We start from the raw sequence: 20,395 nt of genomic DNA, 5'->3' as shown, positions 1-20,395 counted from the left end.
TTTTTTTTAAGACCACTAGGTAGATATTATGCAAGAAGAGTTTTCAAAAAATATAATTCGAGATTCTAAGCTTTTGTCTATATGTATACCTACTTACAATGGTGCAAAGTCCATAGAAAAAAATATCGATACGATAATAAAACAAATAGAAGAAGAGAAGCTAAACTGTGTTGAGATCATAGTGTCTGATAACTGTTCAACAGATGATACTCCTAATATAATGAATGCTTATATCAAAAAGCACAAAGACTTGATAATCTACTCGCGTAATAAAAGCAATGTTGGATATGATAGAAATGTGGACTTATGCTGTGCTTTAGCAAAAGGTAAGTTTATACATATACTTGGTGATGATGATTACTATTCTTTTAAGGGACTAAAACGTTTATGTGCAGTCTTAAAAGAGTATCCTGATCTTTCTTTGGTTGTTTTATCAAACTACTATCTGAGAGTTAAGCACTATGGGCAGATTGTTTCTAGAAAGCATATAAATACTAAATTTGTCATTAAAGATAAATTCTACAAGAATGACTGTGATAGCTTTATGATAGACGTAGAAGATAGAATCTGGTTAGTGTCAAATATAGTTTTTAAAAAAGAGTGCCATGAAAAGATTCCAAATCTAAAACAGTTTTATAAAAAAGACTGGATACATATCTATATGGTGTTATATATAGCCAAAAGATGGCAAAACTGCTATATCTTTGCTGATAAATACCCAATTATAGTTGCTACAGTCGATACTCAAGCTTGGCTTAACAATACTGATGGCCCAAGAATTTACTTTAATAATATATGGATTTATAGTTTTGCCAATGAGTTAGGATATGACCCTAAAGTATTTAAAGTATATAGTAAACATATGCTAAAAGACTATATTAAGAATATCTCATATAAGCGCTCAAAAGGGCTTTTGACTAATATTAAATATATTTTTAAATATTTTAGATATTGGTTTAATGAGCCTTTATTTTATTGTCGTTTTATACCAAAACTGTTGTTACCAGAGATTGTTATTAGCTTACTGCGTGGCAGAAGGCACAAAAAAGAGGGACCAAAAAAGCTAGAGTGTTTACAAAGTATTGCTGATGTGGAAGTAGTAGTTTTATGTAATGAGGTTGGCCGTTTTGAGCAATTTGTCTCTGGGTCATCTTATAATGGTATGTATGAAAATCTAAAACTACTATATGAAAAGAAGTATGTTTCAGATGAATTTTACAAACTAGTTTCTAGGCTAAGATATAAAAAACTAGTGCCCTACTCAACATATGTTCTGCACCAACAATACTATGCTGGGCTTGTAGAGCACTATAGTAAAATAAGGAATCTTTAAAAGGCTAAATTAAAAAAGACTAAAAGTATGTAGCATAAAAATACTTTATATTTTTAGCCTTAAGTTTGTTTTGCAAAAGTGGTTTTATGCAAAATCCTTACTTGCCCCCTCTTTGCGAATTAAGGATTAGTCAGTGATAGTCATTTTATTTGCCCTACTTAACTTCTACATTTCCATCGAGTTTTTCATACTCATAAGGATTAGTTTCTTTGTCAAGCTCTAAAAGTTTGGCTTCTGGAGGATTATTTATCGCTTTATCGTGATGGAATCTATCTCCTTTTTTGCCGCCATACATATCATCAACTAGTTTTAAAACTCCCGGATTTAGCTTTTGTATATCTTCAAAAGTATAGCTTCTAGGAGAGTAAGCGATATGGTACTTAGCAGCGATTACTGCTAGTTTTGCTTGACCAAGTCTAGATTGATCTATGCTTTGAAGTAAGATTCTAGCAGCCTCTTCAGGGTTGTGGAATCCACTTGAGTTTTCTGAAGCAGTAAAGTCAACTCTCATAGAAGATAGTCTATGAAGCTCTAAAACCTCTTTTAAGACGCCATTAATCTTTTTGTCATCTGCCTTACCTTCAGTTTGGAACTCTGGGAGTTTAGCAAGGCTGTTTCTAACATCTCTTACATCGTGTATAAAGCTAACTAGTGCATATTCTGCAGCTCTTTGGTCATGGGCTATAGAAGTTTGTATGCGTTTAACTTGACCTTTTAAGTACTCTACACTTTGAGTATGACAAGCTTTACAAGAAGCGTTTATATCATCTAGTGGTGAAGTTACATTATGCTGGCTAACTTTAGAGGCCCCTTGTCTTATATAAGGCATGTGGCAGTCTGCACAGCTTACGCCATTAGCCGCGTGTACGCTTCCGCTATACATCTCAGCCTCAGGATGTTGCATCTTTAAGATCGGTGCTTTTGTAAGGGCGTGAGTAAAGTCTGCTGGGAAGATATCTCTTACGCTTGCATAGTACTTATCTAGCATCTCTATCCTAAAAGGCTTACCTTTTGGCCAAAAAGTCCAAGGGTAGGTTAGCTCTATGCCATTTACTTCTTTGGTAGTAGCGTGGTTACCATCTCTCCAAGTATCTATCTCATCTACTGTTTTTTGAGTGCCATTCCACCATTTTGACTTGCCATCTTTTGCTATGCTTTCGCCCATAACTGCGACTTTATGTCCAACTGGTTTAAAGTAGTACTCAACATGGCACTGAGTACAGACCATAGTTCTCATCTCAGCCCTTGTAGCTTTTATACCATAGTCTTTATCAGCTTCATAGCCTCTAGCCATATAGCCTTTTATAGCAGCTGGTCTTGTTATTCGTAAGCCCATATCATTTGGATTATGACAATCTGAGCATGTAAGCCCCATCTTAGTACCACCATGCGGGCTTATGTGGGTCTCTGCACTTTGGTCTTTCATAACAGGGACATTTTTTATCATAGTCCAGTAATCAGTTGAGCTAAATGTAGTTAAATCGCTTTTTGCTACATTTTTATAAAGCCAAGGCATCCAGCCACTATGGCAGTGCATACAAGCTGCTGGTTGACCGCCAAAGCCTTTTAAGCCATGAGAGTTTAATAAGTCTTTGCGGTTGCGCCCTGTTTCCATCTGATCGATTTGTGCGTAGTAGTGACCCCTTTCTTCATTAAAGTCAACCGCAAAGGCATAGCCTGCCCAGATTTGAGTAAGTTGAGGGAATCTTATAAGTTTGCTATAGCTTACATTACCTCCAAAGTCTGTATAGTTTGATGGCTTTTTAGTCACACTTAGATACATATCAAGATAGCTAGGGAAGAGCTTGCCCCAAGTTGTAAAACGTGGGTCATCATCACTAAGGCTAACTGTTGAAGTAATACTAGTTTGAGCTTTTAGCTTAGCGGCTGCTTCTTCTTTTTTGCTATTAATGCTGTGGTTAAACCACGCTATGGCGATTATTAGGATTATGATGATGATTAAAACTATCCACCATATCCACTTTTTACTTTTTGACTTTCTTTGTTCCATTTTCTCTCCTTTAGTTTTGTTTTGCTTGCTTGTTTTGTAAATCTTGCATGTTTAAAATCCTCTCTTATGCCCCATGCCCACGTGGCAAGATACGCAATTAAGGGCATTTTCTCCATGAGGGTGGTTTTTTAAAGTAGGATTTACTGCATTACTTGCATAAGGTAAGTGGCAGGCTATACAGTTAGCTTGTACTATCTTTTTAGTTTTAGGACTTGCATCAAGATTAGGCGGTAAGTGGTCATTAAAAGTAAACTCATAGGCGTGACCCACTCCACTCTCTGCTTTTGCTAGCCACTTACTTATAAAGCCATGAGGTAAGTGACAGTCTATACACTGAGCATGCTTTGCGTGAGGGCTTTTTAGCCAGTCGCTATAGACGTCATTCATAACATGGCAGTTATTACAAGCTTTAGAATCACTACTTAGATAGCTAAAACCTTTAGCGTTATAAAAGGTATAGCTTCCTTGAAGTATGATAACTACTAGGGCTATAACCACTATGGTAGGTAGCCACTTAGAGCTTGTATACAAGCTTTTTTCTGCTTTGCTTTCTTCTTCTTTTTGATTGTTTTTGTCTTTTTCTTGTGACACTCTTATCTTCCCCCTTTGTTTTGTAACTGCTTAACCTTTCTTAATATCTGTGCTTTTAGTCTTCCTTTCTTTGGATAAGTTTTTGTGTAGATTATTAATCTCTATCCTTTTACGAGCTTTATAAAAGTAAATAGAAATTAAATGATTATAATACTTTTTGGGCAGAAATATTAGATAAAAGTCAAGATTATGTAAAGATTAGTTGATATTTAGAAGTTTTGCTTGGTTTTTAACTATTAATTTACAAAAATGATTTTGATAGTGGTATGCATTAGCAGTGAGTGGCTATGTAGGTTTAGACTTTATAGATTTATAAAATCTAAAAAAGTTAAAACTAGTAAGAGCCTTTTAAAAGCCTTTATGGCAAGCTTAGTTTTAAGCTATTTTTACCTCTTTAAAGTCGCTTGCTTGCTTTTATAAATCAAGCTTAAACACTTAAAGAGATATAATCTCTAATAACTACATCCCCATACAATCAAAGGTAAAAATATGTTAGAAAAGATAGATAAAGATGTGATGTTTGTTGCAAGTCATGGCTGGCTTACAAGTCGCTTTCACTTTTCTTTTGCTGAGTACTTTAATCCAAGAAATATACACTTTGGAGTATTGCGTGTGTTAAATGACGACATAGTATTGCCAAGTAGTGGCTTTCCTACCCACCCTCATAAAGATATGGAGATAGTAAGCTATGTAGTAGAAGGGGAATTAACACATAAAGATTCTATGGGTAATGCCGAAACATTAAGCATGCATAATGTCCAGTACATGAGTGCAGGTACTGGTATAACTCATTCAGAGTTTAATGAAAATAAAAAACTGCCCTTAAGATTCCTTCAAATCTGGATCTATCCAAATGCTAAGAATCTAACTCCAAACTATGGCTCTTTTAAGTATCAAAAAGAAGACTTTTTAAACACCATAAAGCATATAGTCTCTCCAATAAAAGGCAAAGCAGAAGTTAAGATAAACCAAGATGCAAACATCTATGCAAGCCTGCTAGAAGAGGGCACTAGTCTTAGTTTTGCACTAGAGGCTAATCGTCAAGTTTACTTAGCAGTAATAGATGGTGATCTTAGGATTAATGACATGGAAGTAAGTAAATATGATTCAGTAAAGATACTAGATGAAGTAAGTTTAAACTTTAAGGCTTTAAGCGATACTCACTTTTTGTTTATAGAGATGGCAAATGTCAACTTTATAGAAGATGCACTTTAAGAGATATCCATAAGTTAGAGTAATATAATTAGATAATTTAAAACTACAACTACTATAAGGAAGTTAATGCTACAAACTATCAATCTATCGATGCGTTTTGCCACAAAAAAGCTTTTTGAAAATGTCAATATAAAGTTAGATTCTGGCAAAAGATATGGCCTTATTGGGGCTAATGGTGCTGGTAAGTCTACATTTTTAAAAATCCTTTCAAAAGAGCTAGAAGCAAGTAGCGGCGATATAGTTATAAATAATGGCCTTCGTTTAGGCGTGCTAAAACAAGATCAGTACGCCTATGAAGACTTAAGCCTTAAAGATGCTGTTTTGATAGGTAATAAGAGGCTTTATGAGTGCATGAAAGAAAAAGAAAAGCTTTATGCAACTGGAGACTTAAGTGATGATAAGGTTAATAATCGCTTAGCAGAGTTAGAGATGATTTACGCTGAAGAAGACCCGATGTATGAAGTTGATGTTGTTATAGAAAAGATACTAGAAGACTTAGGCTTCCCAGCTTCAAAGCAAGATGATTTGATGAGTTCTATAACAAGCAGTGAAAAGTTTAAGATTCTCTTAGCACAAGTGCTTTTTTATAAGCCTGAGATTTTGCTTTTAGATGAGCCAACTAACAACCTTGATCTTCCTTCTATCAACTGGCTTGAAGAGCACTTAAAACGCCACGAAGGCACTATGATAGTTATAAGTCATGATAGGCACTTTTTAAATCAAGTCTGTACAAACATCTTAGATATGGACTTTGGTAATGTTAGGGAGTTTAGTGGTAACTATGATGACTGGTATATGGAATCTACCCTGATAGCAAAGCAGCAAGATGCTGAGCGTAATAAAAAGCTAAAAGAAAAAGAAGAATTAGAAAGCTTTATAGCGAGATTTAGCGCTAATGCTTCTAAGGCTAAGCAGGCAACTTCAAGGCAAAAGCAACTTGATAAGTTAAATATAGAAGCAGTTAAGATTTCAAGCAGGCGTGATCCAAGCATAGTTTTTAAGCCAAAACGAAGCATAGGTAATGAAGCCTTAGAGTGTGAAAACCTTACTTTTAGCTATAACGATTCTAAGCTTATAGAAAATCTAAGCTTAAAGTTTTTACCCGGTGAAAAAGTGGCCATCATTGGCCCAAATGGTGTTGGTAAAACTACACTTTGTAGACTGCTAGTTGAAGACTTAAAGCCAAAAAGTGGAAGCGTTAAGTGGGGAGCGACTATAGAAAAAGGCTACTTTCCACAAAACGTAAGTGAGAGCATAAAAAGTGAAGAGACTTTATATGAGTGGCTAAGAAGCTTTGATAAGAAAATGGATTCTAATGAGATAAGAAGTGCACTAGGACGCATGCTTTTTAGCGGGGCTGAGCAAGAAAAAAAAGTAAGCCAACTTAGTGGAGGTGAAAAACACCGTATGGTGCTTTCTCAACTCATGCTTGCAGGCGGGAACTTTTTAGTACTAGATGAGCCAACTAACCATCTTGACTTAGAAGCTATCATCGCTTTAGGTGAAGGGCTTTATAAGTTTAGTGGTAATGTGATATGTGTAAGCCATGATAGAGAGTTAATAGATGCTTATGCAAACCGCATCATAGAGCTTGTGCCTACAGATGAGGGCGTAAAAGTTATAGATTTTAAAGGGACTTATGAAGAGTACTTAGAATCTAAAGGTGATAGATGATATGTGTATGTATTCACCTCAATTAAGTTTGGGGGGTGATTCTATCTTAAGTAACTATTTTAAAACTAACTTTATTAAGTGCTTTTTATAGCACCTTTGTTAGAAAATCGTTACAATATATTAGATATTTCTTTTTGATACTCAAAGGACTTGCATGGAAATTACCTTGCTTCATCACACACCATTAAGTGTTTGTTCTCTTGCTATAAGAACATGTTGGGATAGTCACGCTAAAAGCGATAATGGTGGTGAGGCAGATAAAGCACTAATCTATAGAGTAGGCAATATTAATAAGCACAAGTCTACTTTAGAGCATCTAGTTTATAACTTTAACATTGAAGGTATAAGCAGGGCTTGCTTACAAGAGCTAGCAAGACATAGGATGGCAAGCTTAAGCGTAAAGTCTACTCGCTATACACTAAAAGAGCTTAGGAAAGAGACAAGCTTTTTGGATTCCAAAGATGGACTAGAAAGGGCTAGCAAGTACATAGTTTTAACCTCTAACCCTGATATAGATAAAGCAAGCTTAAACGCACTAGAAAATATAAAAAAGCTTTTAGATGCTAGCCTTCCTAATGATGTAGTTAAGTACTCTTTGCCAGAGTGCTATAAGACTTCTTTAGTGTGGAGTATAAATGCTAGAAGTTTGCAAAACTTCTTAGAGTTAAGAAGCTCTAAAAATGCACTTTGGGAGATAAGGAATCTTGCCTTAAGCATCTTTGAGGCCTTGCCGCAAGACCACAAGTATCTTTTTGTAGACTATATAAATACTAAGAGTGAAGATAGTAACTAAAGATGAGCCAAGCCCTAAAAGCCATCTTTGAAACTAATCCTTACACTAATCTAGCACCTTACTTACAAGCCTTAGATGAAAAAGGGCAAAAAGAGTTAATACTTAGCCTGCTTGGCAGGGATGATATAGACTTAGAATGCTTTTTAAAAAGTAACCTAGAAAGTGAAGGGCTTATCTTTAAGGTTTTAAAAGAAGAAGGGATAGAGTATATAGATATAGATTCTATCCGCCTTGTTAATGTCTTAATACTTCCTCAAGAGTTTTTACCGGCTATAGTAGTTGAAGTCTTGCCTAAGCAAAAGCACTTAAAGCTTATAGCGCCAAACTTTATAAACCCTTTTCATAAGTTAAACATAACTCAAAGCATTAATGATAAGTTTAAAGACTATAAGATTGACTTTTGTGTGTGTTCTCACCATATGCTACAAAAGATTAATAAAGCCTTGAAGTTTAAGTATGAAAGCAAAGAAGTAGATATAACTTCTATCTTAAGCTATGCCACACTTTTAAATGCAAGCGATGTGCACTTAGTTAAGCAAGCTAAAGAGGCTAGCTTTTATATAAGACTTGATGGAGTTATGCAGTTTATTAGAAAGCTAGGAGTTAATAACTTTACAAGCATATCTAAGCAGTTAAAGTTATTAAGTGATGTTGATATAACTAATCGTTTTAATGCGATGGATGGGCACTTTGGCATAGAGATAGATTCTAAAACCTTAGATACAAGAAGCTCTTTTCTCGCCTTAAAAAATGGAGAATCTATAGTCTTAAGACTACCTAGCCTTAAAACTAAGGACTTTAGTTTTAAAGACTTAGGATTAGATGCTAAGTTCATAGAGTTGCTAAAAGATAGCCTGCAAGCAAAGTCTGGTCTTATACTTATAAGTGGGCCAACAGGTAGTGGTAAAACAACCACACTTTATACTTGTTTAGAGTACATAAACAAAGGCACTAAAAAGATAGTCACTATAGAAGACCCTATAGAAAAAGAGATAGCTAACATCTCTCAGTGTGAGGTTAAAGAAAACTTTGGCTTTGAGGTGGCTTTAAAGTACGTGCTTCGCCAAGACCCAGATGTGATAATGATAGGTGAGATAAGAGATAAAGAAACGCTTGCCCTAGCCTTGAGGGCAGCTTTAAGTGGGCATCTTGTGCTAGCAAGTATCCACTCAAGCTCAGTTTTTAGCACCATACAAAGGCTTAGAAATCTTGGTGCGAAAAAGTATATATTAAAAGCTACTTTACGTCTTTTTGTATCCCAACGCTTGCTTATGACTAAGTGCTTAGAGTGTGAGGGAGAAGGATGTGTGTCTTGCTACTTTAGTGGTCTTGGACAAAGAAGGCTTATAAATGAGTACCTTCCTTTTAGCTCTGAGATAGACTACATTATGGAAAGCTTAAGCGCTTTAGAATCATTTTTTAAAGCTAATGCTATAGCTTCACTTGAAAGCCAAGCTAAAGAGTTGCTAGCTCAAGGCATCATCACTAAAGGAGAAAGCCTTATATGAAAAAGCTTCTTTTTATCTTGCCTTTTTTTATCTTGCTTCAAACTGTGCTTCATGCAGAAGGAAGCAACATGGGGGGCAATGATATAAATTTTGGTGATGATACTCACTCTTATGATGATCTCGTTATAAACCCTAAAGACTATGTGCCCTTACAACATAGCTCTAAGGAAGTTGACTTAAAGTCAGAGTTTATAAACGCACGTGTTAGCATAGTTAAAAGAAGTGGGAAGTTTATAGGAGTGTCAATTGGCACTTTTCCTTTTCAGCCAGTAAACTCTAAAGATACTAACTATCCTATAGCACTTGGAATCTATGGCGGGGTGATAACTTACCTAAACAACGCCATAGGCGTTAGAGGCTATCTAAAAGCTGAAGGTGCCCTTCATAACATAGCCTTTATAAATAACGCCGCCATACATGAAGGCTACACAGTCTCTGCAAGCCTTGGGCTAGACTTCTTTACTGACTTTAGGTTAGATAACGCTTATAGCTACTATGTGGGGCTTATAACTGGCTTTGGACTAGCAACGCTTTATCACAAAGACACTCAAAACCACGTCACACTTTTTAGAAATGGCGTCATAGTACAAGGTGGTATAAGTTTTACCCTAGCTTACAAACATAGAATCGAAGTCTTAGTCAAACTCTTGCCAGTTGAAAACAGCTTCGTAAGCACTACAGCCCTAGACTACTCAGGGAGTATAGGCTACTCTTATATCTTCTAGTTAATATATGCTTTTTAAGCCCTTTGGCATGCTCTTTGCTTGAAAAGACTACATTTCAAGATAAAGGCTAAATATGGATAAGATGCTGCAGACTTTAAAAAAGCACTTAGATGGGCTAGATACAGGCACTAACTTAAAAGATTCCCTTCCTTCTCAAGTTAGTACCTACCGCTTTGGAGAAGGCATGAAGGCGATAAATGAGCTAGTAGGCTGCTTGCAAGTTCTAAGATCTAAGCTTAATAAGCTTTCTACTTTAGTCTCAAAGATGGAGTTTGGCTTTGAAGATAGAGTGCCTTTTGAAGCAGACACTGCTAATACTGGTTCGCTACTTATGAACCAAGCAAGGGAGCTTATAGCTGGGGCTAGGTTTGTAGATAAAGAGCTTTTTGATGCTAACTTGAATGCCTCTTTAAGTGGTGTTGAGATAAGCTTTGAGATGGATAGTCCACTTCCTTTATTAGAATCTAAAAACTTTAAAACACTAAATGCCTACATAGCTAGTAAAAAAGATGAGATAAGTATGTGTATGAACTCTATTAGAACTTTAAGCGAGTTAGATTCTATGGAATCTAGTGAGGCAAAGCTAGCTGAGGTGAGTGCTGCTGATATCTTAAAAGTCTTTCAAGGTAGATAGGGTAGGGGGTTAAGCCCCTCTTTTTTTAGGAAAACTGTTAGCTTAAAGTCTTATAAACATGCAAATCATGCATGGCGGAGAAAAAAGTGCTGAGATATTAGATCATAAAAGCTTAGATTCCAAAAATTAGAAATTTTTAATATCTGCTATGCTGTTAGCTTACTTCAAAGCCTTGCAAGTACAAAAATGCAAAAACAACTTAGCAAGACTGCCCTAAGGTAAATTAATCTTATAAGATAACACTTCTATTAAAGGCTTTTAACATGCAAGATTTAGAGATGCTTTTTAATGACGTCATCTACACCTCACAAAACATCTTCTTGCAAGGTCAAGCAGGCAGTGGAAAGTCTACTTTTATCCACCATTTAAAGGCTAACTCCACTAAGAGGATAGCCCTTACTTCACCCACTGCAGTTGCTGCATTAAATATAGATGGTGTTAGTTTGCACTCCTTTTTCAAGCTTCCACTAAGTGACTTTTTTGTCTTTGAGGAGATTTTACAAACCCCTAGAAGAAGACTAAAAAATATACTTGCAAAAATCGACTTAATAGTCATAGATGAGATATCTATGGTAAGGGCTGATATGCTTGATGCCATAGATCTTTTATGTAAGCAAGCAAGAAATAGCACTAAGCCCTTTGGTGGCATACAGATGCTTTTAGTAGGTGATCTTTGCCAGCTACCTCCAGTTATCAAGTCTAATACTTATGAGATATGTGAGCGGTTTTATGGAAGTAAAAGGGCTTACTTTTTTGATTCTAAAGCTTTTAAAGAAGGAAACTTTAGGACTATAGAGCTAACAAAGGTCTATAGACAAGAAGATGAAAGCTTACTTGATAATCTTATAAAAATAAGGGAAGGCAAAGACTTATACTCTGCAGTTAGCTACTTTAATACTTGCAAGATAACAGATCCTAATATCTTAGAATCTGCCCTCCTTATAACCCCTTATAACAAAGTAGTAGATGAGGTTAATAATAAAAGGCTAGCCTTGCTTAGCACGCCTAGTAAGAGCTATCTTTGTAAGACTAGTGGGACTTTTGAGCAAAGTGCTAACACTCCTTCTCCTAAAGTTTTAACCTTAAAAGTTGGCGCTTTAGTAATTTTTAATAAAAACAATGGCACTACTTGGATAAATGGTACTTCCGGCTTAGTAGAAAGACTAGAAGAAGATGAGATAACTGTTAGACTTTTGCAAAGTGGTGAGTGTGTCAAAGTAAAAAGAGAAGAGTGGAGTAGCTATAGCTATGAGCTAGATGATGAAAGTGGCACTATAAAAGAAAAAGAGATAGGCAAGTTCACTCAGTTTCCACTCCAGCTTGGATACGCACTAAGCATACATAAGGCACAAGGAAAGACGCTAGATAAGGTCATAGTTGATATAAACAAGGGGGCTTTTGCCCATGGTCAGCTTTATGTCGCTTTAAGTCGCACTAGGAGAAAAGAAGACATGCACTTAATGTGTAATATAAGCATTAGAGATGTCATAAATGATAGTAGGGTAGGTGGCTTTTTACAAGAGTGCAGGGAGAATCTAAATATAGATTCTTTATTTTAAGGGCTGTTTGTATTAGTTCTCCTATATGATGCTTTTTGGCAAGGAACAAAAGGCAAGGTAGCAAGGGGTTAAGAGGTGGATAAAAAAAGTAAAAACTATCACTACCTACTTAGATTAAAAAGATAGCTTTTTTCTTAATACTTAAGCAGCAAAGATAGACAAGATTATTAGAGGGTATGCAATGAAGCTTTGGTATTTGTGTGTTGTCTATATAATGTTAAATTTTATTAATCATTACATCCATTACATCTAATAAAAGTAATAGTAATTTTCACTAGTTAAATGAGAATCTAAATGATAAATATTGTATTTATTTTCTCAGTAAACTAAGTTAAATAATAATTCTAAGATAGAATAACTAGCACATCTCTTTTATAAGATAAATTGCTATTAGACATCTAAGTAACACAAAAGCAAAAGGATGAAATATGAAGGCATTGGTAAGTTTTCTTACATTTCTTATCACCCTAAGCGTTGCAAGTTTAAGCGCTCAAACCTATAAACCCATCACGCTAAGCTCAAAAGACATGGACTACATGGGGCTTAGTACAACAGCTATACAAAAAAACTATACTGGCAAGGGTATACCATTTAGTGCGGTTATAGACTTTGATGGGAAAGAGGGCTATACAAGGACTACTAGCTCTGAAGTCATAGTGGTAAATATTTATAAAAAAGAAGGTCAGAGAGTTAAAAAGGGTGAAAAGATAGCTGAGATTAGCTCTAATGAGTTAAATAACCTCTTTTTTGAGTATCAAAACACCCTTTCTAAGTTTAATGTCGCAAAAGATATAGCCATAAAAGATGAAACACTTTTTAAAGAAGGAGTTATATCCCACAGGGAGGCACAAGCAAGCCATCTTGCTATGAATGAGCTTCAATTAAAGCTAAATGAGATAACTTATACACTTAATCTTTTTGGTATAGATGTAAAAAACCCACGCGGGCAGTATGGCTTTATAGTTAGGGCTAATGGAAGTGGGACTATAAGTGTGGCACCAAACTACATAGGGCAAAAGATACCAGCCTTTAGTCCTTTTATTAGAATCTCAACTTCAAAAAAACTCCTAGCTACTATAAGAGTGCCACTAAGTATGAAAGATAATATAAGTGTGGGTGATGTGGTTATGAGTTCTAATGGAGATGTTATAGGCTATGTAGGCTCAGTTTCTGTAGTAGTAGATCAAAACTCAAACAGTATAAACGCCATAGCTAATATCACAAACTCTAAAGGAAGTGACTACAAAGTAGGAGAGATAATAGAAGTTTATATATCTGGCATCATCCCAAGTAATGCTTACGTGGTACCTACTGATGCAGTTATTAAAAATGGAGATGACTATCTTGTTTTTAAAAAGACCAAAACTGGCTTTTTACCTATTAATGTAAATGTTTTAGAAGAGAGGGATAACGCCTTTGTTGTGGTTTCATCGCAGATAAAAAAAGGCACTGTTATAGCAAGTGGATCTTTAGTCACACTTAAAGGTATCTTAAATGGCGTAGGCGAAGGAGAATAATGCTTACAAAAATCATAGAGTTTTCACTAAGACAACGCATAATCATAGTAATAATCGCCTGTTTGCTTTTTATATATGGAGTTTATAACTTTATAAATATCCCAATAGATGCCTATCCAGATGTAAGCAGCACTCAGGTTAAAGTAGTTGTTAAATACCCCGGTGCTAGCCCAGAAGAGCTAGAAAACAGAGTTATACGCCCTCTAGAGCTTGACTTGCTAGGTCTTCAAGGACAAAAGTCTTTAAGAAGTGTTAGCAAGTACTCAACTGCTGATATAACTTTAGACTTTGAAGATTCTATGAATATATATCTTGCAAGGAATATGGTGAGTGAAAAGCTTGCTTCCATATTGCCTAATCTCCCTGAAGGTGTTACTGCATCACTAGCCCCTATAGTAACTCCACTAAGCGATATGTATATGTTTACTATAGAAGGGGATATATCTCTAACTGAAAAAAGAGAGCTTTTAGACTTTACTATAAAACCAGCCCTTAGAAGTATAAAAGGCGTGGCTGATGTAAGTGTTGTTGGAGGCTATGCTAAAGCCTATGTAGTGATACCAGACTTTCATGATATGGCAAAACTTGGAATCTCCATTAATGAGCTTGAAAGTGCTTTAAAAGACAACCTTAAAAACGATGGCGCTGGTATCATAAACCGTAAAGGCGAGGGCTATATAGTAAAGATAGAATCTGCTGCTAAAAGTATGGATGATATAGAAAATATAGCTATCTCTACCAAACATGGCTATGTTAGGATAAAAGACTTCGCAACAGTTACTCAAAACCACCTAACACGTCTTGGGTTTATAACCCGTGATGGCAATGAAGAAACAGCACAAGCTGTAGTCTTAGGACTAAAAGGGGCTAACTCTAAAAACACTATAACTGCAGTTGAAAAAAAGCTTGATGAGTTAAAGTCCCAACTTCCAAAAGGTGTAAAGATAATTACTTACTACAACAGATCTGACCTTACTCAAAAGGCTGTTGATAATGTTATAAAAGTGCTTATAGAAGCTATTGTCTTAATCATCATCTTGCTGTTTTTATTTTTAGGGGACTTGCGTGCTGCAGTCGCAGTTAGTGTCATACTTCCTCTTGCTTTAAGTGTAGCTTTTATCCTTATGCACTTTACGGATATAACGGCAAACCTCATGAGTTTAGGAGGGTTAATCATAGCTGTTGGAATCTTAGTAGATAGTGCAGTTGTTATGGTGGAAAACGCTTTTGAAAGGTTAAGTCACGATCAAAACTCTACTAAACTTCACTCAATCTATAGGTCGTGTAAAGAGATATCAACCTCTGTAGTAAGTGGGATAATTATAATAATAGTCTTTTTTATACCTATACTTACACTCCAAGGGCTAGAAGGTAAGATGTTTTCACCTCTTGGGGCTACTATAGTTTTTGCATTAATTGGATCTCTTATACTATCTATTACTGTTATACCAGTTATAAGCTCTCTTATCTTAAAGGCAAAGCCTCATAAAGATACTTTTTTGATACGCTTTTTTAACTATATCTATAACCCAAGTCTAAAGTTTTGTCTTAACAACCCTAAAAAAGTTATAGTCATAGCCCTTATCTTTTTAGTCTTTTCTTTTTCACTTTTTCCCTACATCGGAAAGGCTTTCATGCCTAACCTTGATGAAGGAGAGGTTGTCTTAACTGTAGAGACTGTGCCTTCTATCTCACTTCCTCAGTCTCGCGAGATAGTCTTAAAAGTAGAAAAGCTTTTAATGGAAAAAGTACCTGAGATAAAAGAGATAGTTGGAAGAACTGGTAGTGATGAGCTAGGGCTTGATATATCTGGGCTTAACCAAACTGACCTCTTTATATCCATGAAGCCTCATAAAGAGTGGAAGGTTAAGACTAAAAAAGAACTACTAGAAAAGATGAATGATGCAGTAAAAGACATGAAAGGCGTAAGTTTTATCTTCACTCAACCAATAGAGATGAGAACAAGTGAGATGCTAACTGGGGTTAGGGGAGACTTAGCTATAAAGATCTTTGGTGCTGATATAGATGAGCTTAATAAGCTTAGTGCACAAATTGCTGATATATTAAGAAAGGTTCATGGAAGTAGTGAGGTTTATACTGCTTTAAATAAGGGTGTAAACTACCTTTATATAACCCCTTCAAGAGAGGCTATGGCGCGTGCTGGTATATCAACTGATGAGTTTTCAAAGTTTATGAAAAGCTCGCTTGAAGGAATCTTTGTAGACTATATACCTTCTGGCTTTATAAGAACTCCAGTTATCATCCGTCAAGATGAAAGCATAACTTATGATATAGCTAAGCTTAAAAACTTAGAGTTAGCTAGTGATAACGACATAGCAGTGCCTATAACTTCAATAGCCAATATAACAGAAGTAGATGGCCCTATAAGTATCATAAGAGAAGGTGGTAAAAGATATAGCGTTGTAAGAAGTAATGTCGCTGGAAGAGACCTTGGTGGCTTTGTAGATGAGGTTAAGCAAAAAATAGATTCTGAAGTAAAGCTTCCAAGTGGCTACTCTATAACCTATGGCGGTCAGTTTGAGAATCAACAAAGGGCTAATGCACGCTTTGCTACAGTTATACCTATAAGCATACTAGTGATATTTTTTATCTTATTTTTTACATTTAGGTCTATATCGCTTTCACTTCTTATCTTGCTTAATATACCTTTTGCGGTAACTGGCGGGCTTATCTCTCTTTTCTTATCAGGAGAGTATATGTCAGTTCCTGCAAGCGTAGGCTTTATAGCCCTCTTTGGTATAGCAGTCTTAAATGGCTTAGTTATGGTAGGCTACTTTGTCCAGCTTATAAGGCAAAACCATACTATAGATGAAGCCGTGGAGATAGGAGCTAAAAGGCGTTTAAGACCAGTTTTAATGACTGCTTTTATAGCAGCCTTAGGACTTGTGCCTATGCTTTTATCTCATGGGGTTGGCTCAGAAGTACAAAAGCCTCTAGCCATAGTTGTGCTTGGTGGACTAGTCACTTCAACTATACTAACCTTACTTATCCTTCCACCGACATTTAAGATAATTGCCAAAAAGCTAAAGCTATAAGGAGGCATATATGGTAATGCTAGATATCCATATCAAATCAGACTTTAAAGACAATATAGTAGATCTCTTTTTAGAAAATGGCTATGATGACTTTTTTTATATAGATACTCAAAAGTACGCCTCTAAAAGCCTTTTAGCAAGCGATAAAGAAAGGGTAAGCGGTAGACAGGAGTTTTCTTTAATCAAGTTTTATGTCAGTAAAGAAGAAGCTCAAAAAGTAGGAGAGTTAGTTTTAAGGAACTTTTCTCATGCAAGGGTATTTCAGATAGAGTGCTCTTGTGTTATTTGCCATTTTGAGCCTAAAAATAGCTAGAGGTTTATTTACAGAATCTATTTTTGGTCTTGACGCTAGGGGATTTTAAAAGCTAGCGTGGTAATCTTGTCTTTTATGTCATTTGCCACGCTTGATGCTTGCAGTAAGAAAGTATGGTGATTAGATAGGGCATTATTTGTTTTTTCACTTAAGCCCTCTTAGCCCTTCATGTGTTTTTTCACTTAAGCCTCCAGAGTTTACTCGTGGCTTGGAGGGAGAACAAACTACATTGTTACTTTTAACTCTTGCTTTTTAGTTCTTTGAATCTAAAAAATCCATTTTCTATATCAGTTTGATTGGTGCGACTTATACTTAGATAGCCAGCTTTTACATTTTTGGTAATAGTGCTTCCTGCAGCAATTAGAACATTATCAGCGATAGTTACTGGGGCTACAAGCTGCACGTCACTTCCTACAAAGACATTTTTGCCAATTAGCGTTTTATGCTTTCTTATACCATCATAATTACAAGTGATAACTCCAGCGCCTATATTACTTCCAGTATCTACTTCACAGTCACCTAGATAACTAAGATGGCCGGCTTTCATGCCTTTTAGTTTGGCGTTTTTGCACTCTACAAAGTTACCTATGTGAGAGGATTCTATCTCGCAGTTTGGACGCACGTGTGCACTAGGTCCAACATCACTATCTTTTATTTTAGAATCTACTACCACACTACTTTGCTTGATGTGAGAGTTTGTTATAACACTTTTACCTTTAATAGACACAAAGCTATCTAGGATGCATTCGCCTTCAAAGCTAACTGTGCTATCTATGTATATAGAATCAGGCATATTCATAATAACTCCTGCTTCCATCCACTTTTTACGTAAACGCTTAAGCATCAAGTCTTGGGCATGGGCAAGATTAGCTTTAGTGTTTATACCGTAAAGATTTTCTTCTTTCACAGAGAAAAGACTAGCTTTATAGCCCTTATCTTGGGCGATGGATATGATGTCAGTTAGATAAAACTCTTTTTGTGCATTATCATCTTTTAAAAGTGGCACGCAAGTTTTTAGCACTTCTTTATCAAAGCAGTAAAGCCCAGCATTTACTAAAGTGATAGCTTTTTCTTCCTCGCTTGCATCTTTTTCTTCAACTATAGAGATTTTGCCTTCTTTTTCTTTTATGCGTCCATAGCCAAAGGGATCATCTATCTTAAAGCAACTAAGCACTATAGGAGATTTTACTTTAGAAAGCCCTTCAAGCTCAAAGCCTTCTAAAAGAGGAGTATCTCCACTTAAGATAAGCACTTTTTCTCCTTTGATATCTAAAAAGCTTCTATCTTTTTTCATCAAAGTCCCGCCAGTACCGGGCGTTTCGTTATGGTTTTGTAGGTGGAAAGTTATATCTTTAAGTGTGTTTTCATACTTAGATTCTACGTAGGCTTTAATCTTTGCATGCTCATTAAAAAGCACTAAGTGCACATCTTTACTGACACTTAAAGCAGCATCTAGCACGTACTCTAAAAGGCTTTTATTACATATAGTGTGCAAGACTTTTGGCGTGGTGCTTTTCATGCGTGTGCCAAAGCCTGCAGCCATGATGATAACGCTTAACATTTAGCTATCCTTTTGTGGACTTATAGTTTTTAAGTAGCCATTTTCACTAAGCATGACATAAAGCTTGCCTAGTACATCTTTTTTGTCTTCTGGGCTTAGCTCGCTTTCTTCAAGACCAGCTTTAAGCCTTCTTTCTATCTCTTTAGTATCATAGTCTAAGTCATCAAGCACATCTAATATATTTTGTGCTTCAAGGAGGTTTTCTATCTCATAGCCCTTATTTAGTTCATCATCAAAGACTACGCTAAACTCGGTTGGATGGGTGAAGAGATTATGCCTCATGCCTAGTACTTCTTGATAAGCCCCAACTAAGAAAAAGCCTAAAAAGTACTCTTCTTTTGATACATCTACTTCATGGAGATATAGAGGCTTTCTTGCATCAAAAGCTATCTCGCCATCGCTATCACAGGTGATATCCCAAAGACTTGCAGCACGCGTTGGGCGGCGATTAAGCCTATTAAGTGGCATGACTGGGAAGTTTTGTGCTAAGCCCCAGTAATCAGGCAAGCTTTGAAAAAAGCTACAGTTTAAAAGATAGCGTTCTTGTACACTTTCTTGGATACGTAAAATCTCATTATGATTTTTATACTTTAGAAGTTTGATAACTTTTTTTATGATTAGATGCACTAAGACTTCAGTATTAGATCTATCTTGTAAGTCTATATAACCTAGATCAAAAAGCGTAAGTAAAGATTCCATATGATCTAGGCTATCATGTAGATATTCGATAGCATTTTTTTCAACCATAGTATTATAGAGGTCATAAAGCTCTTCTATCAAAGGAGGATTTTCCTCTTTTAAATCAAGTGCTTTCTCATCATACTCATGAGAAAAAAGCTCTAAGACTGGCGCGACTAGTACTGCGTGATTAGCAGCGATAAAGCGTCCACTTTCTATAAATATATCAGGCTCAGGCTCGCCTTTATTTTTAACTATCTCTTTTAAGCTAAAAACTACATCGCCACTAAACTCTTGCAAAGTATAGTTTTTATAGTTTATACCTTCATGCTGGGTGTACTCAACAGCAAGACCACCACCTATGTTGACACTTTTTAAGTTTGTAGCACCCATCTTACGCAAGCCTGCGTAGATATTTCCTAACTCACGTATAGCTTTTTTTAAAGGGGATATATCGCTAATTTGCGATCCGATATGAAAGTGAATCATTGTAAATTTATGCAAGAGGTTAGACTTAGTAAGCATCTTTATAGCTTGTAAAAGCTCAGTGCTAGTAAGCCCAAACTTTGAGTTTATCCCGCCACTTTTTGCCCAAAGTCCAGCACCCGCACTATGTAGCCTTATCCTAAGGCCGATATCTGGGTAAGGTTCACTCATCTCACTTGCTACTTCTATTATAGTTTCTAGCTCGTTTAAGCCTTCTATCGTTAAAGTTATATCATGCCCCATGTTGGCTGCGATAAAGCCAAGAGAAATCATCTCCTTATCTTTAAAGCCATTAACTGTTATAGGCTTTCCTTTATTAGTATAAGCCATAGCTACTATTAACTCACTTTTACTGCCTGCTTCTAGTCCATACTCTTTATCCTCGCTTAGTTCAACTAAAGGCAGTATGAAATTAGGCATCTGGTTAACTTTCAAAGGAAAGACTGCTTTAAAGCTACCCTTGTAGCTATACTCTTTTATAGCAGAGTGAAAAGCACAAAATATCTTATCTATCTGATTTTCTATTAAGTGGGGGAATCTTATAAGTAGGGGGCCTCTGTAACCTTTTTCTCTTGCTTCTAAGACTATATCTATCAAAGCAGGCTTGCTTTTATAGTTAATCTTAACTACAGAATCTTCGATGATAAAATCATCATTAGACCAAAACTTTATACCGTAATCTACCATGGCTTGGACGTTCCTATGAAAAGTTGGATTTTAAAAGATTATAACAGACTTGGA

The 20,395-nt window shown here is 36.0% G+C and carries 15 protein-coding genes; 11 read left to right on the top strand and 4 right to left on the bottom strand.

Annotated elements, in window-relative coordinates; all coding sequences use genetic code 11:
• The first annotated feature begins 28 nt into the window (after positions 1–28).
• Entirely contained in the window at positions 29–1,333 is a 1,305-nt protein-coding gene (locus BKH40_RS05350; protein ID WP_095277589.1) for a glycosyltransferase family 2 protein, read from the top strand.
• 154 nt (positions 1,334–1,487) lie between these two features.
• Here the strand turns inward: BKH40_RS05350 and BKH40_RS05345 are convergent, their stop codons facing one another.
• Positions 1,488–3,344, bottom strand: a complete 1,857-nt coding sequence (locus tag BKH40_RS05345) for an ammonia-forming cytochrome c nitrite reductase subunit c552 (RefSeq protein ID WP_095277587.1) — start codon at positions 3,342–3,344, stop codon at positions 1,488–1,490.
• A 51-nt stretch (positions 3,345–3,395) separates the two neighbouring features.
• Complete coding sequence (nrfH, locus tag BKH40_RS05340; RefSeq protein ID WP_257842524.1) at positions 3,396–3,845, bottom strand: cytochrome c nitrite reductase small subunit; 450 nt, start codon at positions 3,843–3,845, stop codon at positions 3,396–3,398.
• Between the two features lie 579 nt (positions 3,846–4,424).
• On the opposite strand from nrfH, the gene BKH40_RS05335 reads away from it, so the two are divergent.
• From BKH40_RS05335 to BKH40_RS05290, 10 genes are all read left to right on the top strand, one after another.
• Positions 4,425–5,150, top strand: coding sequence for a pirin family protein (locus BKH40_RS05335; RefSeq protein WP_095277585.1), 726 nt, complete (start codon positions 4,425–4,427; stop codon positions 5,148–5,150).
• Between the two features lie 66 nt (positions 5,151–5,216).
• Entirely contained in the window at positions 5,217–6,824 is a 1,608-nt protein-coding gene (locus tag BKH40_RS05330; protein ID WP_095277584.1) for an ATP-binding cassette domain-containing protein, read from the top strand.
• A 154-nt stretch (positions 6,825–6,978) separates the two neighbouring features.
• A complete protein-coding gene (gene thyX, locus BKH40_RS05325; protein WP_095277582.1) occupies positions 6,979–7,617 on the top strand; it encodes an FAD-dependent thymidylate synthase in 639 nt (212 codons plus the stop codon).
• A 2-nt stretch (positions 7,618–7,619) separates the two neighbouring features.
• Positions 7,620–9,125: an ATPase, T2SS/T4P/T4SS family gene (locus BKH40_RS05320; protein ID WP_095277580.1), complete on the top strand. Its 1,506-nt coding sequence runs from the start codon at positions 7,620–7,622 to the stop codon at positions 9,123–9,125.
• Positions 9,122–9,850, top strand: coding sequence for a hypothetical protein (locus BKH40_RS05315; RefSeq protein ID WP_095277579.1), 729 nt, complete (start codon positions 9,122–9,124; stop codon positions 9,848–9,850). Before BKH40_RS05320 ends, BKH40_RS05315 begins: the two co-directional genes overlap by 4 nt.
• Before the next feature lie 73 nt (positions 9,851–9,923).
• Positions 9,924–10,484 (top strand): flagellar FLiS export co-chaperone, encoded by a 561-nt coding sequence (locus tag BKH40_RS05310; RefSeq protein ID WP_095277577.1) that lies wholly within the window; start codon positions 9,924–9,926, stop codon positions 10,482–10,484.
• Between the two features lie 263 nt (positions 10,485–10,747).
• Positions 10,748–12,043: an AAA family ATPase gene (locus BKH40_RS05305; RefSeq protein WP_095277575.1), complete on the top strand. Its 1,296-nt coding sequence runs from the start codon at positions 10,748–10,750 to the stop codon at positions 12,041–12,043.
• Between the two features lie 428 nt (positions 12,044–12,471).
• Positions 12,472–13,560 carry an efflux RND transporter periplasmic adaptor subunit gene (locus tag BKH40_RS05300; RefSeq protein ID WP_143428457.1) on the top strand — a complete coding sequence of 363 codons (1,089 nt, stop codon included), beginning with the start codon at positions 12,472–12,474 and terminating at the stop codon, positions 13,558–13,560.
• Positions 13,560–16,616 (top strand): efflux RND transporter permease subunit, encoded by a 3,057-nt coding sequence (locus BKH40_RS05295; protein WP_095277573.1) that lies wholly within the window; start codon positions 13,560–13,562, stop codon positions 16,614–16,616. The genes BKH40_RS05300 and BKH40_RS05295 overlap by 1 nt, the downstream gene beginning before the upstream one ends.
• Before the next feature lie 10 nt (positions 16,617–16,626).
• A complete protein-coding gene (locus BKH40_RS05290; protein WP_095277571.1) occupies positions 16,627–16,929 on the top strand; it encodes a DUF3240 family protein in 303 nt (100 codons plus the stop codon).
• Between the two features lie 238 nt (positions 16,930–17,167).
• Here the strand turns inward: BKH40_RS05290 and glmU are convergent, their stop codons facing one another.
• On the bottom strand, positions 17,168–18,490 hold the full coding sequence (gene glmU, locus BKH40_RS05285; protein ID WP_095277569.1) for a bifunctional UDP-N-acetylglucosamine diphosphorylase/glucosamine-1-phosphate N-acetyltransferase GlmU: 1,323 nt from the start codon (positions 18,488–18,490) through the stop codon (positions 17,168–17,170).
• Entirely contained in the window at positions 18,491–20,341 is a 1,851-nt protein-coding gene (gene speA, locus BKH40_RS05280) for an arginine decarboxylase (protein ID WP_095277567.1), read from the bottom strand. It lies immediately after the preceding gene.
• Positions 20,342–20,395 lie beyond the last annotated feature (54 nt).

The sequence above is a fragment of the Helicobacter sp. 11S02629-2 genome (assembly GCF_002272875.1).
GTDB lineage: Bacteria > Campylobacterota > Campylobacteria > Campylobacterales > Helicobacteraceae > Helicobacter_I.
The sequence above is the reverse complement of the archived record's forward strand: the minus strand, read 5'-3'. Positions and strand labels throughout refer to the sequence as shown.

Coding starts and splice junctions, on each gene's coding strand:
- thyX (WP_095277582.1), top strand. CDS start 6,979: ATGGAAATTACCTTGCTTCATCACACACCATTAAGTGTTTGTTCTCTT.
- BKH40_RS05305 (WP_095277575.1), top strand. CDS start 10,748: ATGCAAGATTTAGAGATGCTTTTTAATGACGTCATCTACACCTCACAA.
- BKH40_RS05290 (WP_095277571.1), top strand. CDS start 16,627: ATGGTAATGCTAGATATCCATATCAAATCAGACTTTAAAGACAATATA.
- speA (WP_095277567.1), bottom strand. CDS start 20,341: ATGGTAGATTACGGTATAAAGTTTTGGTCTAATGATGATTTTATCATC.
- BKH40_RS05315 (WP_095277579.1), top strand. CDS start 9,122: ATGAAAAAGCTTCTTTTTATCTTGCCTTTTTTTATCTTGCTTCAAACT.
- BKH40_RS05310 (WP_095277577.1), top strand. CDS start 9,924: ATGGATAAGATGCTGCAGACTTTAAAAAAGCACTTAGATGGGCTAGAT.
- BKH40_RS05295 (WP_095277573.1), top strand. CDS start 13,560: ATGCTTACAAAAATCATAGAGTTTTCACTAAGACAACGCATAATCATA.
- BKH40_RS05335 (WP_095277585.1), top strand. CDS start 4,425: ATGTTAGAAAAGATAGATAAAGATGTGATGTTTGTTGCAAGTCATGGC.
- BKH40_RS05350 (WP_095277589.1), top strand. CDS start 29: ATGCAAGAAGAGTTTTCAAAAAATATAATTCGAGATTCTAAGCTTTTG.
- glmU (WP_095277569.1), bottom strand. CDS start 18,490: ATGTTAAGCGTTATCATCATGGCTGCAGGCTTTGGCACACGCATGAAA.
- BKH40_RS05300 (WP_143428457.1), top strand. CDS start 12,472: ATGAAGGCATTGGTAAGTTTTCTTACATTTCTTATCACCCTAAGCGTT.
- BKH40_RS05330 (WP_095277584.1), top strand. CDS start 5,217: ATGCTACAAACTATCAATCTATCGATGCGTTTTGCCACAAAAAAGCTT.
- BKH40_RS05320 (WP_095277580.1), top strand. CDS start 7,620: ATGAGCCAAGCCCTAAAAGCCATCTTTGAAACTAATCCTTACACTAAT.
- BKH40_RS05345 (WP_095277587.1), bottom strand. CDS start 3,344: ATGGAACAAAGAAAGTCAAAAAGTAAAAAGTGGATATGGTGGATAGTT.